The 13973-nt window shown below is 63.7% G+C and carries 13 protein-coding genes; all 13 read left to right on the forward strand.

Annotated elements, in window-relative coordinates:
• The first annotated feature begins 100 nt into the window (after positions 1-100).
• The 13 genes from H5V43_RS11005 (at position 101) to H5V43_RS11065 (ending at position 13958) form a co-directional block, all read left to right on the forward strand.
• A complete protein-coding gene (locus H5V43_RS11005) occupies positions 101-841 on the forward strand; it encodes a DUF4198 domain-containing protein (protein ID WP_025548331.1) in 741 nt (246 codons plus the stop codon).
• Positions 842-868: 27 nt separating this feature from the next.
• Complete coding sequence (locus tag H5V43_RS11010) at positions 869-1237, forward strand: hypothetical protein (protein WP_025548333.1); 369 nt, start codon at positions 869-871, stop codon at positions 1235-1237.
• Entirely contained in the window at positions 1234-1938 is a 705-nt protein-coding gene (locus H5V43_RS11015) for a HupE/UreJ family protein (RefSeq protein ID WP_025548334.1), read from the forward strand. Before H5V43_RS11010 ends, H5V43_RS11015 begins: the two co-directional genes overlap by 4 nt.
• Entirely contained in the window at positions 1935-2543 is a 609-nt protein-coding gene (locus H5V43_RS11020; RefSeq protein WP_025548336.1) for a hypothetical protein, read from the forward strand. Before H5V43_RS11015 ends, H5V43_RS11020 begins: the two co-directional genes overlap by 4 nt.
• Positions 2544-2568: 25 nt before the next feature.
• A complete protein-coding gene (locus tag H5V43_RS11025) occupies positions 2569-3561 on the forward strand; it encodes an ornithine cyclodeaminase family protein (protein ID WP_244968614.1) in 993 nt (330 codons plus the stop codon).
• 233 nt (positions 3562-3794) lie between these two features.
• Entirely contained in the window at positions 3795-4463 is a 669-nt protein-coding gene (locus H5V43_RS11030) for a haloacid dehalogenase type II (protein WP_025548339.1), read from the forward strand.
• Positions 4464-4468: 5 nt separating this feature from the next.
• Entirely contained in the window at positions 4469-5170 is a 702-nt protein-coding gene (locus H5V43_RS11035) for a cupin domain-containing protein (protein ID WP_044662785.1), read from the forward strand.
• 190 nt (positions 5171-5360) lie between these two features.
• Entirely contained in the window at positions 5361-6221 is an 861-nt protein-coding gene (locus H5V43_RS11040; RefSeq protein ID WP_025548342.1) for a GNAT family N-acetyltransferase, read from the forward strand.
• A 13-nt stretch (positions 6222-6234) separates the two neighbouring features.
• Positions 6235-7410: an alanine racemase gene (locus H5V43_RS11045; protein WP_025548344.1), complete on the forward strand. Its 1176-nt coding sequence runs from the start codon at positions 6235-6237 to the stop codon at positions 7408-7410.
• Between the two features lie 37 nt (positions 7411-7447).
• A complete protein-coding gene (locus H5V43_RS11050) occupies positions 7448-8728 on the forward strand; it encodes an NAD(P)/FAD-dependent oxidoreductase (RefSeq protein ID WP_025548345.1) in 1281 nt (426 codons plus the stop codon).
• On the forward strand, positions 8725-10185 hold the full coding sequence (locus tag H5V43_RS11055) for an aldehyde dehydrogenase family protein (protein ID WP_193666654.1): 1461 nt from the start codon (positions 8725-8727) through the stop codon (positions 10183-10185). The genes H5V43_RS11050 and H5V43_RS11055 overlap by 4 nt, the downstream gene beginning before the upstream one ends.
• A 27-nt stretch (positions 10186-10212) precedes the next feature.
• Positions 10213-11538: an NAD(P)/FAD-dependent oxidoreductase gene (locus H5V43_RS11060; protein WP_025548346.1), complete on the forward strand. Its 1326-nt coding sequence runs from the start codon at positions 10213-10215 to the stop codon at positions 11536-11538.
• Positions 11539-11795: 257 nt separating this feature from the next.
• Positions 11796-13958 carry a TonB-dependent siderophore receptor gene (locus H5V43_RS11065; RefSeq protein ID WP_193666655.1) on the forward strand — a complete coding sequence of 721 codons (2163 nt, stop codon included), beginning with the start codon at positions 11796-11798 and terminating at the stop codon, positions 13956-13958.
• Positions 13959-13973: the final 15 nt, after the last annotated feature.

The following is a 13973-nucleotide window of genomic DNA, read 5'->3' on the forward strand; positions in this document are numbered from 1 at the left end:
CGGTGGATACGGCGTAACATACCGAAGCCTGTGTCAAATTGGTGAATCCTGCTGATCCCCCGCCATAGGCTCGACCTCACAACCGTGGAGGAGAAAAAGCGTGGCGAAACTGAAATCCCTCATCTGGTCGACTGCGGCGGCGGCCGCCCTTGTCACACCGACCATCGTCCAGGCGCACGGCATCTACTTCGCCCAGCGCGCCAAGCAGATCGCCGTCATCTATGGCGTCGGCGCCGACGATCTGGAATCCGTCAAGCGTCAGCCTAATATGGAAAGCGTGCAGGCCTGGGACACCGACCTCAATCCAGTCGGCGCGCAACTGCGCACCAATGGGCCGCTGGTCGTCGTGGATACCGACGAGCCGCCGGCGATCGTCAGCGCCGTGCTTCAGAATGGCACCTGGTCCTGGGTGCCTGGCGGCGAGATCGTCAAAAAGACCAGGGAAGAAGTTCCGAACTCGACCAAGACCGAGACGACGATCAAATATGCTGTGTCGATCCAGGGTCCGTTGACCAAGCCGGTGCCGCTGATACCAGCACAAGCGCTGCAGATCGTCCCCGTCGGCAAAATTCCCGAAAAGCTGGGCGAGCCGCTGACCTATCGCGTGACCTGGATGGGCAAGCCAGCGGCAGGGGCTGGAGTGATCAACGACTTCGTCAACGACCCCGATGCGGTGGAAGTCAAGACCAGGGCTGACGGCACGGTGACGTTCCCGGTGCGCAACCAGGGATTGAACGTCATCCGCGCGGTCCTGGTCACGCCGAGCGACAATCCGGCCAAGACGGATCGCTACGAGCACACCGCGACACTGGCTTTCACGCTACCTCACAAACCCGAATAAGCCTGGCCGAAAATGGGAGAATCCTCGATGAAGTTCCTATCCTTCGCGATCGCCTCCGCGCTCGCCGTCACGCCCGCATTCGCTCATGGCGATGACAAGCCGCGCCACGGCGGCCAGGTCGCAGAGGTCGGTGAGACCATCTTCGAACTGGTCCGCACGCCGGCCGGCGCATCCCTCTATATCATGGAGGATGGTGACGAAGTGCCGGCCGCGTCGATGACCGGCAAGCTGATCGTCACGGCGGGCGGCAAAAAGACCGACGTTCCGCTGGTGGCGGCGAAGGGCAATCAGTTCGTTGCAAAGGGTGCCCAGATCCCGAGCGGCGCGCGCGTGGGCGTGCTCGTGATCAACAAGCAGACCCAGGCCCGCCAGTCGGCGACCTTCGCCATCAAATGAACGGCCGACGCGCCGCCCTATTGGGGCTAGCCGGTCTCGCGCTTGCGACAGGTCTCACCGACCTCGCCGCGGCGCATGGCGTGGCGGAGGGTGACAAGGCCTTCATCCAGAACAATCCCGGCATGAACATCGTGCCCTACATGTATCTCGGCGCCAAACATATGGTGACGGGATATGACCATCTGCTGTTCCTGTTCGGCGTCATCTTCTTCCTGTACCGGCTGAAGGATGTCGGCACCTATGTGACCCTGTTCGCGCTGGGACACAGCACGACGCTGCTGGCGGGCGTCTTTTTCAACATTCACGCCAATCCGTTCCTGATCGATGCCATCATCGGGCTGTCGGTCGTGTACAAGGCGCTCGACAACCTCGGCGCCTTTCCGACGTTGCTGGGTTTTCAGCCCAATCAGAAGGTGGCCGTGCTGGTCTTCGGCTTCTTTCACGGGTTCGGCCTTGCCACCAAGCTTCAGGACTTGATCGCCTCGCGCGAGGGGTTGATCCCCAATCTCGTCAGCTTCAATGTGGGCGTGGAGATGGGCCAGTTCATGGCGCTCAGCGTCATCCTGATCCTGATGGGCCTGTGGCGGCGATCGCCCAGTTTCACGCGCAATGTCGTCATCGCCAACAGCGCGCTGATGTGTGCCGGTATCGTCCTGACCGGTTATCAGTTCGCCGGCTTCATGATGGAGAAGAGCCTATGACTGCCACGACCTCTGTCGCGGCGCCCTATCGGGCGCAGCCAGCCACCCTCTGGCGCGCGGCCCTCGCCGCCGGAGTGGCCGGCGCGGCGATCCTGCTGCTGTTCGTGCTGCCCGCCGAATATGGTGTTGATGTGACGGGCGTCGGCCGGGCGATCGGCCTTACCGCGATGGCGGGGGACCAGGATGCCGCGGAACCCGCAGAAGCAGCCGGGCCGCCGCCAGCTCCCGCGGCCTATACGGTGCCGCCCCAGACGCAGGCGAGCATCGCCAAGGCCACTGCCTTCCGGAGCGACACCAAAACGATCACGCTCGCCCCGCACAGCGGGATGGAAATCAAAGCCCGGATGAAGGTCGGCGACACGTTCAACTTCCGCTGGACCGCGACCGGCCCGGTGCGCGCGGACATGCATGGCGAACCGATCGGCGGCAAGGAAGACGAATTCACCGACTATTGGAAGCAGAAGGACATCAAGGGCGCGCAAGGCAGCTTCACCGCCCCCTTCGCCGGCACCCATGGTTGGTATTGGAAGAATCGCGAGGATGTTCCCGTGACGATCACGGTCAAGACCGACGGCTTTTACGAAACGCTGTTCGAACGGACATGATCGGTGGAAGGACATGCCGCGCGTCATGCGGCACGTCCTTTCGGATAGCGTCGGTGACGTTCAGCGACTGAACACCATCTTCACGGAAATAGGGGTAATCGTCATTCACTTCATGTCCGAACAGGAATCGGCCGCGCTTGTCTCGCACGAGATGGCCTATGCCGCGGCACGCGAAGCGTTGATCGCAGCGGTCGACGATGCCGTGCTTTTCCCCGCCGTCATCGCGCACGGGTCGAAGCAGACCAACCGCTTTTCGATCAAGTCGGCCGCCACCGGGTCCTTCGCGGGGCTGAAGGTCGGGTCCTTCTGGACCGACAACGACGCCCTCGGTCTGCCGCGACATAATTCGCTGATCTTGCTGTTCGACCAGCAGGTCGGACGCATCGACTGGGTGATCGAGGCAGGGCTGGTCAATGCCTATCGCACCGCGGCGGCCGACGCCGTGGCGGCCGACATGCTCGCGCGTCACGACGCGAGCACCCTTGCGATCTTCGGCGCTGGCAACCAGGCCTTTTACGAGGTCATGGCCCTTCGCCGCGTCCGTCCGATCACCGAGGTACTGGTCGTCGCGCGCGACGCCGACAAAGGCGCTGCGTTCGTCGCGCGGTTGCAGGAACAGGGCTTGGCGGCTGCCCGCGCGGGCGCGGAGGAGGCGTGCCGCCGCGCCGACATGGTGGTCACGGCGACGCCGGCGCGCGCGCCCTTGTTCGACGCGAGCTGGATAGGTCCGGGCACGCATGTCGCCAGCATGGGATCGGACGCTGCTGGCAAGCAGGAGCTTCCCCCTGCCCTGTTCGAGCAAGCGTCGCTCTATTGCGACCTTCCGGCGCAGTCGGTCATCATGGGCGACTTTCAACATTTCGCCGGCGATCGCAGCGCCATCGTCGCCATTGGCGACGTTTTGCAGGGTCGCGATCCGGGGCGCACGTCAGCCGACCAGATCACCATATTCGACAGTTCGGGCATCGCCCTGCAGGATCTCTGCATCGCACGTCATCTGATCGCGATGAAGCCGTGATTCGCGCCGGGCGGGCGCGGTATATCCTGCCGTGATGTGACAGATATAGGTCAGGTTGTGCCACGGCCGCAGCCAAGAAGAACAGGATCGCGTCGCAGTCGAGCGCTAATCTCCGCGCGACGGTGCCGCCGATCCGTGAGGGAAGCGACCGATGGCCGTTAGGAGGCCGCTCGGCACGATCTACCGCGTCGCCCGGTTCGGGACGGTTCAGCGCTTTTGTAGAAGGGGTTTCCATGACGACTCTCAGGCCCAAGTTCATCACCTTTGACTGCTATGGCACCCTCATCAATTTTGAAATGGCGCCGGTTGCGCGACAGGTTTATGCGGATCGCCTTTCCGGACGGGCCCTGGAGGATTTCTGCGACTATTTCTCGGCCTATCGGCTGGACGGCGTGCTGGGCGCGTGGCGGCCCTATCGCGAGGTCGTCGCCGAAGCGTTGCAGCGCGCGTGCAAGCGGTCGGGCACCGAATATCGCGATGCCGATGGCGAAGCGCTTTATGCCGCCATTCCGACCTGGAATCCACACCCCGATGTGGTGGAGCCGCTCAAGCGCGTGGGCGAGAAGATCCCGCTGGTCATCCTGTCGAATTCGATGGTGGATCTGATCCCCTACAGCGTGGAAAAGCTTGAAGCGCCGTTCCATACCGTCTGCACCGCCGAGGAGGCTCAGGCCTACAAGCCGCGCATGCAGGCATTCGAATATATGTTCGACACGCTGGGCTGCGGTCCTGAAGATGTGCTGCACTGCTCGTCCAGCTTCCGCTACGACCTCATGACCGCCTATGACCTGGGCATCAAGGACAAGGCCTTCGTCAATCGCCGCCATGAGCCGATGAATGCCTATTATGAGGTCAACGAGATCCCCGATCTGGGTGGGCTGCCAGGGCTGATGGGTCTGTGAGCGCCATGATCGAGCAAGCGGTTGATGCGGTCGTCGACATGCGCGCCTATGCCGCGGGCACGGCGCCCGCGACGGACTGGTTCGCCGGCCGCAAGGCGCCGGCCTTCGCCGACAACGCGGCGCAGGTGTCGGCCGTCTCCTTGAGGGGTGAAGGCCGGGTCGAAGGACTGGCGGCGGACGAGTTCGTGCTGGTGCTGGAAGGCCAGCTCGAGATCGAGAGCGATGCGCGGACGCTGACGGTTCTGCCCGACAATGGCGTGGTGCTGCCAGTTGGATCGAACTTCGGCTGGCGGGCTTCAGACGATCTGCTCGCGATCGTCTATACCGCCCCTGCACAGGGTCCGGGCAGCGAGACGACGCCGGTCGCGATCGATCTGGACGCCGACATGACGCCATCTGGTCCGCCGGCGGCCGAAAATCTGCTCGGCCCCGTTCCGTCCTGCCGCAACCACACCGATTATCTGTCGGCGAACAGCGAATTCGTCTGCGGCATCTGGGACTCGACGCCTTATCATCGGCGACAGATTCCCTATCGCCAGGTCGAACTGATGCTGCTGCTGGAGGGAGAGGTCAGCTTCAGCAATGACAAAGGCAGCGTGACGTTCCGCAAGGGCGACGTGTGCATGTTTGTTCGGGGCGATGGTTGCGCGTGGCTGAGCGAGCAATATGTGAAGAAGATCTACGCCACCCAGCGTCCGGTCTCCTGATGAAGAAAGCGATGGCGGCGCTATTTGTCGCCATCGCTGCATGCAAGATGGCGGTTTTGGCGCCTTTGGAAGGTGCCGCCAGAGGATGATGGCGTGATGACCCGGTTTTCCTCTGACGAGACTGATTTTGGGGGCGTTGGTTGCGCGCGCGCAGCCGCGCCCGCGCAATAATTTCCGTGGGGCTGGCGACATGACCGACATATTTCCCGAGACGACGGTGACGAGCGATGCAATGCCGCTGACGCGCGATCATCTGCCCCAGGCGCTCGCCCTGTCGCGGGCGGTTCAATGGCCTTACCGTGCGGAGGACTGGGCATTCGCGTTCGATCTCGGCCGGGGGTTCGGTGTCGAGATGAACGGGCGCCTCGTCGGCACCGCGCTCTGGTGGCCCTATGGCGACGACTTCGCCACCGCGGGTATGATCATCGTGGCGGACGAAGCGCAGCGGCGCGGGATCGGCGCGCGACTGATGGACGCCCTGCTCGCTGACGCGGCGGGACGTCGCATCATCCTCAATTCCACCGACGAGGGACAGGCGCTCTATCGCAAGCGGGGTTTCACGCCCTTCGACAATGTGATCCAGCATCAGGCGGTGCTGGCTGAAACGCCGGAGCTCGATCCAGCGCTGCCACTGCGTCCCGCCACTGCCGACGACCGCGCGACATTGATGGAGCTGGACCGCGCGGGTGCGGGAATGGATCGCACGAACCTGCTCAACGCACTGTTTGCCATGGCCGATGTGCTGGTGATCGAGCGGGACGGCGCGGCGGCGGGCTATGGCTGTGTACGCCGTTGGGGCCGGGGCGTAGTGATCGGGCCGGTCATCGCCCCCAGCGACGAGGATGCGAAGGCGCTGATCGCCGCGCTCGCCGCCCGCCATGTGGGCGATTTCGTCCGCATCGACGTGTATCGCAGCGGCGGGCTCGGCCCGTGGATCGAAAGCCTGGGCCTGCCGCAGGTGGGCGAAGTCTTGTGCATGGCGCTTGGCGCCCCCCCGGAGGCGCGGGATGGCGTGCGGTTATACGCGCTCTCCAACCAGTCGCTCGGCTGAAGAGGTGAAAGAGATGATCGATACGGTTATGCAATCGGAACAGGCGCTCGCGGACCAGCGTGTCGACACAATCGAAACGCCGGCGCTCGTGCTCGATCTCGCCAAAGTCGATCGCAACATCGCCCGGCTGCGCGGCCGGCTCGATGTGCTTGGCGTCACCTTCCGCCCCCATGTCAAGACAGCCAAGTCGATCGACGTGGCGCGGCGGCTCTTTCCCTCGGGCGAAGGGCCGATCACCGTCTCGACGCTGGCGGAGGCCGAATATTTCGCCGCCGGCGGCTTTACCGACATCTGCTATGCGGTGGGCCTCAGCCCGGACAAGATCGGGCGTACACGCGATCTGGTGGCGCGCGGCATTGACCTGTCGGTCCTGATCGACTCGGTCGATCAGGCCGAGGCACTGGGCGAGGCCGCGCGGGATGGCGCACCCATGCCCAAGGTGCTGATCGAAATCGATTGCGACGGCCATCGGGGCGGGCTTCCGCCGGACGATCCGGCCTTGCTGCTGGTGGCAGACAGTCTGCGAGATGGCGGCGTGACACTGGCCGGCGTTCTGACCCATGCGGGCGAGTCCTATGGCGCGCGCGGCGGCGTGGGTCTGCCCGAAGCGGCCGAGGCGGAACGGGCCGCCGCCGTCGCCGCGGCTGAAGCGCTGCGCGCCGCGGGGCATGCCGCGCCGGTGGTCAGCGTGGGATCGACCCCGACCGCCCATTTCGCGCGCAATCTTGACGGCGTGACCGAAGTCCGCGCCGGCGTCTTCATGTTCTTCGACCTTGTGATGCAGGGCATCGGTGTCTGCGCGCTCGACGATATCGCCCTCTCGGTTGTCGCGACCGTGATCGGTCACCGCCCCGAAAAGGGCTGGATCCTGATCGATGCTGGCTGGATGGCGCTCTCGCGCGACCGGGGCACGCAGAAGCATCCGGTGGATCAGGGCTATGGGCTGGTTTGCGATATTGACGGTATGCCCTTTGGCGATCTGATCGTCGAGGATGCGAGCCAGGAACATGGCATATTGAAGCTCCGCGCGGGCAGCACCGCCGCCTTGCCCGACCTGCCCCTCGGATCGCGCGTGCGAATTCTACCCAATCATGCCTGCGCGACCGGCGCGCAGCACGAGACCTATAATGTGATCGAGCATGGCGGCCATGCCATATCCGCCACATGGTCGCGGATGCGCGGCTGGTGATGCAAATGAAGGCCATGCCGCGCGGCGAGACAGCCGCATGAAGATGATGTCCTATTGGCTCGACACGACCAAGCCCTTCGCCTCCGGCGCGCCCGGTGGCCCGCATGGGACCGCGGATGTCGCGGTCGTAGGCGCCGGCTTCACTGGCCTGTCCGCCGCGCTGGCACTGGCGAAGAAAGGCGCGAAGGTCGTCGTGCTGGAGGCTGATCGGGTCGCCGGGGCGGCGTCGGGCCGCAACGGGGGCATGTGCAACAACGGTTTCGCGCAGGATTATGCCGGCATGGTCGGCAAGCTCGGCCGCGAGCGCGCCAATATGCTCTACCGTGCCTTCGACGCGGGAGTGGACAAGGTCGAGTCCATCATTGCCGCGGAAGGCATCGACTGCCATTTCGCCCGCGTCGGCAAGCTGAAGCTCGCCGCCAAGCCTGAACATTATGACAGGATCGTCCGTTCGCAGGAGCTGCTGGCCCGCGAGGTCGATCCGGAAACGAGGCTCGTTCCGCGATCGGACATGCGCGGCGAGATCGGCTCCGATCATTATTTTGGCGGGATGCTCTACGAAAAGGGCGCGAACATGCACATGGGTGAGTTCGGCCAGGGGCTCGCCGAAGCCGCCGCCCGGCATGGCGTGCTGATCCATGAGTATAATCCGGTCATCGGCATGAAGCGGCTGGCGGGACAGGCGCATGAACTGAAGACGCCGCAAGGGACCGTGCGCGCCAGTCAGGTGCTGCTGGCGACCGGCACGTCGGCGGTCGGGCCGCTGGGCTGGTTCCGTCGCCGGATCGTACCGATCGGAGCGTTCCTGATCGCCACCGAACCGCTGCCGGTCGATCTGCTCGATCGGCTGACGCCCCATCGCCGCAACACCACGGACACGCGCAATTTCGTCAGCTATTTCCGCACGTCTCCCGACAATCGCATCATCTTCGGCGGGCGCGCGCGCTTTTCCGGGCGCAGCGACGCGGCGTCCGACGCGAAGAGCGGGGTCATCCTGCGCCAGTCGATGGTCAGCGTCTTCCCCGAGCTAGCCGACGCGCGCATCGATTATTGCTGGGGCGGCATGGTCGACATGACCCGGGACCGCCTGCCTCGCGCGGGCGAGCGCGACGGCCTCTTCTACTCGATGGGCTATAGCGGCCACGGCACCCATATGGCGACCTATATGGGCGCGATCATGGCCGAGGTGCTGGACGGCCGGGCCGACCTCAACCCCTGGCGCGATTTCGACTGGCCGGCCATTCCCGGCCATTTCGGCAAGCCCTGGTTCCTGCCGTTCGTCGGAGCCTATTACCGCTATCAGGACCTTGTGAAATGACCGTTGATACCATGGACAAACTGAGCCAGGCGATCGCCCGCGGCGGAGAAGCCTTTATCGACGGCGCGTGGGTTACGGTGAACGCCGGCGAGATGCTGCCGGTCGTCAACCCCTCCACCGGCGACGTGGTGGCCAAGGTCGCTGCCGGCACGGCGGCGGACCTCGACCGTGCGGTTGCCGCCGCCCGCGCAGCTTTCCCGTCCTTCGCCCTTTCCGCCGTCGCGGATCGCCTGGCGCTGCTGGAGCGCATCCACGCGCTCATGCTCGACCGTGCGGAAATATTGGCACAGGCGCTGGTGTTGGAAATGGGTGCGACGATCAGTCATGCGCGCGCCGCCCATATCCCTCTGGCGGCCGCTCATGTGCAGGCCGCGATCGACGTGTTGCGCGACTATGATTTCCTGACGATGCGCGGCACCACCGCTATCGTGCGCGAGCCGATAGGGGTGTGTGGGCTGATCACGCCCTGGAACTGGCCGCTCTACCAGATCGCGGCGAAGGTCGCGCCGGCGCTGGCCGCCGGATGCACGGTGGTGCTGAAACCCAGCGAGTTGTCGCCCTTGAGCGCACTCATGTTCGCGCAGATCGTGCATGACGCAGGTGCGCCGGCCGGTGTCTTCAACCTCGTCAACGGCACCGGGGCCGAAGTCGGTGCGGCCATGGCGGCGCATCCCGGCATCGACATGATCTCCATTACCGGTTCCAACCGCGCCGGGGTGCTGGTGGCGCAGGCGGCCGCGCCCACGGTCAAGCGAGTGACGCAGGAACTGGGCGGCAAATCACCCAATCTGATGCTGCCCGACACCAATTTCGAAAAGGCGGTCCCGCCCGGCGTCATGTCCGCCTTCCGCAATGTCGGTCAGTCGTGCAGCGCCCCCACACGCATGATCGTGCCGCGCGACCGGCTGGCCGAGGTGGAGGCGATCGCCCGCGCGACGGTCGCGTCGATCATCGTCGGCCAGCCCAGCGAGGCGGAAACGATCATGGGGCCGATCGCCAATCACGCGCAATATCGGCGCGTGCAGGCGATGATCGCGGTCGGCATGGAAGAAGGCGCGCGGCTCGTCTGCGGTGGACCGGGGCAGCCCGAAGGGCTGGAGCAGGGATTTTTCGTACGCCCGACCATTTTCTCCGACGTCGACAGCGCCATGCGCATCGCGCAGGAGGAGATTTTCGGGCCCGTGCTCGTGATCATCCCCTATGACGATGTCGATCAGGCGGTCGCGATCGCCAACGACACGATCTTCGGGCTTGGCGGTCATGTGCAGGGTGCCGACCTTGATCAGGCCCGCGCCGTCGCCCGCCGCATCCGCACGGGACAGGTGCATCTGAACTATCCCGCCTGGGACCCTCATGCACCCTTTGGCGGCTATAAGCGATCCGGCAATGGCCGCGAATATGGCGCCTTTGGCTTTGAAGAATATCTCGAGATCAAGTCCATTCTAGGCTTCGCCTGATCCGTCCGAACATTGGAGGCCCGTTCCATGCCCGCCCCGTTGCGTTTCATCGAATCCTCGCCCGAACTTCCCGCCGAAGCAGACGCTGTCGTGATCGGCGGCGGGATCATTGGCGCTTTCACTTCCTATTATCTGGCCAAGCGCGGCTTCAAGGTCGCGCTGGTCGAAAAGGGCGTGGTCGGCGGCGAACAATCGAGCCGCAACTGGGGCTGGTGCCGCCAGCAAAATCGCGACGAGCGTGAATTGCCGCTGGCGACCAAGGCGCTCGACCTTTGGCAGGCGTTCGGCGAGGATATGGGGGAAGATACCGGCTTCCGCCGCTGTGGCCTCTTCTATGTCAGCAATAATGACGAGGAACTCGACACCTGGGCGCGCTGGGGCGAATATGCCCGGTCGGTCGGCGTCAAGACGCGCATGTTGTCGAGCGAGGAGGCGACCCAGCACGCCCGCTTCACCGGCGAACGCTGGAAGGGGGGGGTACATTCGCAAAATGACGGCATCGCCAATCCCGGCATGGCCGTGCCGGCGGTCGCACGGGCGCTGATGCGCATGGGCAGCAGCGTGCATCAGGCGTGCGCGGCGCGGGGCATCGAAACCGCCGGCGGCGCGGTCAGCGGCGTGGTGACCGAGCGCGGCACGATCCGTACGCGGCTGGTCATTCATGCAGGCGGCGCATGGGCATCGTCCTTCCTGCGCCAGCTGGGCGTGGATTTTCCGCAAGCCACCGTGCGCCAATCGATCCTGGCGGTGGGCACGAGCGGTCTCAACCTCCCTGACGCATTCTACAGCAAGTCGCTGTCCATCACGCGGCGCGACGATGGCTGCCACACGCTGGCGATCAGCGGCCGGGCGAAGGTCGATCCCACGCTGCAATTTCTGCGCTATCAGAGCAAGTTCCTGCCGATGTTCAAGAATCGCTGGCGCAGCCTGTCGCCGGGCGGCCTGCACGGCCTTCGCGGTCGACATGAGGGAATGACGCGCTGGACTCTCGATGGCCCCACGCCGATGGAAAAGGTGCGTATCCTCGATCCGATCGCCGATCCCAAGACGGTGCGGCTGACGATCGAGCGCGCAGCCGACCTGATCCCTGCCTTGGGCTCGGTGCCGATGGTCGCGGCCTGGGCAGGCTTCGTGGACAGCACACCGGATGGCGTTCCGGTTATCGGCGAAATCCCGAACATCCCCGGCTTCATTCTGGCTGCTGGCTTTAGCGGCCATGGCTTTGGCATCGGTCCGGGTGCCGGACATCTGGTTGCGGATATCGCGTCGGGTCAAACCCCGATCGTCGACCCGAAACCCTATCGCCTTTCCCGGTTCAGTGGCGGCGAAAAGATCGACGTATCGGAATTTTGACCCGGGCAGATGAGGTGCGGACCGCCCCGCATGTTCATGCCGTTAGGGTTCATCGATTCACAATATTGCACCGGCCGGCCCGATGAATTTGACGTAATATTTCCGTAACGCGGCCTAGCCTGATCCGTAACAAGAGGTGGAAAGAACCACCCCGGCGAAGGCTTCCGCGACAGGCAGGACAAAGCCCGTGCGGACATAAAAAGCCAGCCCCACTTCGCAGGACATCGGGAACAGCGATTTCATAAGGGGAACACATCATGCGCATGTCATCGGTCCGCCGCCTTGGCTTCCTCGCGGGCTCCGCCGCCATCGCCCTGTCTGCCGCGCTTTCGCCCGCCGCTCTGGCGCAAGAGCCGGCAGACCCGGCCTCCGACAGCAACATCGTGGTCACCGGCCTCAAGCGGCAATATTTCGGCGATACGCCGGTCAAGGAAATTCCCCAGGCGGTGCAGTTCCTGGAAGGCAAACTGCTCGACGATCTCAACATCACCCGCCTCGACACCGCGCTCGAACTGGCGAGCGGCGTGTCGCGCCAGAATAATTTTGGCGGCCTTTGGGACAGTTTCGCAATCCGCGGCTTTGCGGGCGACGAGAATTTCCCGAGCGGCTTTCTGGTCAACGGCTTCAACGGTGGACGTGGCTATGGCGGTCCGCGCGACGCGTCGAACGTCGAACGGATCGAGATTCTGAAAGGCCCCAACTCGGCGTTGTTCGGGCGCGGCGAGCCGGGCGGCACGGTCAACATCGTGACCAAGAAACCCACCTTCAAGGAAGGCGGCAGCTTCGCCATATCCGCGGGCAGCTGGGAGACATACCGGGTCGAAGCGGATTATAACCTGCCGCTGTCGGACAGCGTCGCGGTGCGGATCAACGGGTCGTCCGAGCAGGCGGAAAGCTTCCGCGACACGGTCAACACGCAGAAATATACGCTCACCCCGTCCTTCCTAGCCAAGCTGTCTGATGCCGACATCTTCACATATGAACTGGAATATGTGAACCAGGAGGTACCTTTTGAGCGCGGCGTGGTGGCGATCCCGACTGTCAACGCCAACGGCTCTATCAGCTATAATCTGGGCGCTATCCCCAACAGCCGGTTCCTCGGCAATCCCAATGACGGCCCGGTCAAGGTCGAGGTGCTGGGCCATCAAGCGCAGTACCAGCATGATTTCAGCGCGGATTGGACGCTGATGCTGGGTGCGGGCTACAAGGACACCACGTTCGAGGGTTTTTCCAGCGATCCGGAACTGGTGCTTAGCCGACAGCGGCTCGACAATGACGGACGCACCTTGACCCGCCAGCGCCGTTATCGGGATTACAGCACCACCCATATGGTGTTCCGCGGGGAGCTCAGCGGAAAGGTCAACACGGGATCGATCGTCCATAATATCCGCATCGGCGCGGACTGGGATCGCTTCAAGATCAAGACATACCAGACCCGCTATCGTCCGATCGCTTCCGACCAGTCCTATGCGATCGACATTTTCAACCCCAACTACAACATTCCCGCGCCCACGCCGGGAACCGTGATCCAGAACGCGACCGAAATCCAGAAGGCCTGGGGCATCTACGCGCAGGACCAGATCGAGATTACCGAGCAGTTCAAGATACGCTTTGGCGGCCGCTATGACGATTTCAGCCAGGATATAGATCTGCGCCTCAACAACACCAATCCGCGCAAATCCTATACCAAGTTCAGCCCGATGGCCGGCCTCGTGTTCGAGCCGGTGAGTAGCCTGTCCTTCTACGCCAGCTATGGCAAGGGCTTCCGTCCCAACAGCGGCGTGGGCTTCGACGGCAATCCTTTCGCGCCGGAAATCAGCAAATCCTATGAAGTCGGCGCCAAGTTCATGACGGCCGACGGACGCATCACCAGCACCCTGTCGCTTTATAAGATGAAGAAGGATAATGTGCTGACGACCGACCCGGCCAACGCGGGCTTTTCCAAGCCGGTGGGATCGGCAAAGAGCAAGGGCATCGAGTTTGACCTCAACGCCAAGCTGCCCGCCGGGTTCGAGCTGTTCCTGACCTATGCCTATACCGATGCGGAGTGGGCGACCAACGCGCTCGATCCCAATTTCGGCTTCCAGATCCTCAAAGGCGATCCGCTCATCAACATTCCCAAGCATCAGGGCAATGCGCTGCTGTTCAAGAATTTCTCGATCGGAGACCATGAGGCGATGCTGGGGGCGGGCGTCAACCACGTCGGCAGGCGGCTGGGGGAGACAGCGACGACCTTCTTCCTGCCTAGCTACACCATCGCCAAGGTGCTGGGATCGTTCAACATCACCGACCAGATCAAGCTGTCGGCGGATGTGAACAACCTCTTCAACAAGAAATATTATGCCAGCTCCTATGCGGCATTGTGGGTCGCGCCGGGTACGCCGCGACAGTTCACCGTCCGCGCGAGCTTCAACTTCTGATGCAATGCCAGGCCG

This window comes from Sphingobium fuliginis, assembly GCF_015074805.1.
GTDB classification, from domain to species: Bacteria; Pseudomonadota; Alphaproteobacteria; order Sphingomonadales; family Sphingomonadaceae; genus Sphingobium; species Sphingobium fuliginis.

What these genes read in the sequence shown, in the direction of transcription:
- H5V43_RS11035 (WP_044662785.1), top strand. Translation starts at nt 4,469, where the DNA reads ATGATCGAGCAAGCGGTTGATGCGGTCGTCGACATGCGCGCCTATGCC.
- H5V43_RS11040 (WP_025548342.1), top strand. Translation starts at nt 5,361, where the DNA reads ATGACCGACATATTTCCCGAGACGACGGTGACGAGCGATGCAATGCCG.
- H5V43_RS11010 (WP_025548333.1), top strand. Translation starts at nt 869, where the DNA reads ATGAAGTTCCTATCCTTCGCGATCGCCTCCGCGCTCGCCGTCACGCCC.
- H5V43_RS11050 (WP_025548345.1), top strand. Translation starts at nt 7,448, where the DNA reads ATGAAGATGATGTCCTATTGGCTCGACACGACCAAGCCCTTCGCCTCC.
- H5V43_RS11015 (WP_025548334.1), top strand. Translation starts at nt 1,234, where the DNA reads ATGAACGGCCGACGCGCCGCCCTATTGGGGCTAGCCGGTCTCGCGCTT.
- H5V43_RS11030 (WP_025548339.1), top strand. Translation starts at nt 3,795, where the DNA reads ATGACGACTCTCAGGCCCAAGTTCATCACCTTTGACTGCTATGGCACC.
- H5V43_RS11065 (WP_193666655.1), top strand. Translation starts at nt 11,796, where the DNA reads ATGCGCATGTCATCGGTCCGCCGCCTTGGCTTCCTCGCGGGCTCCGCC.
- H5V43_RS11025 (WP_244968614.1), top strand. Translation starts at nt 2,569, where the DNA reads ATGCGGCACGTCCTTTCGGATAGCGTCGGTGACGTTCAGCGACTGAAC.
- H5V43_RS11020 (WP_025548336.1), top strand. Translation starts at nt 1,935, where the DNA reads ATGACTGCCACGACCTCTGTCGCGGCGCCCTATCGGGCGCAGCCAGCC.
- H5V43_RS11045 (WP_025548344.1), top strand. Translation starts at nt 6,235, where the DNA reads ATGATCGATACGGTTATGCAATCGGAACAGGCGCTCGCGGACCAGCGT.
- H5V43_RS11055 (WP_193666654.1), top strand. Translation starts at nt 8,725, where the DNA reads ATGACCGTTGATACCATGGACAAACTGAGCCAGGCGATCGCCCGCGGC.
- H5V43_RS11060 (WP_025548346.1), top strand. Translation starts at nt 10,213, where the DNA reads ATGCCCGCCCCGTTGCGTTTCATCGAATCCTCGCCCGAACTTCCCGCC.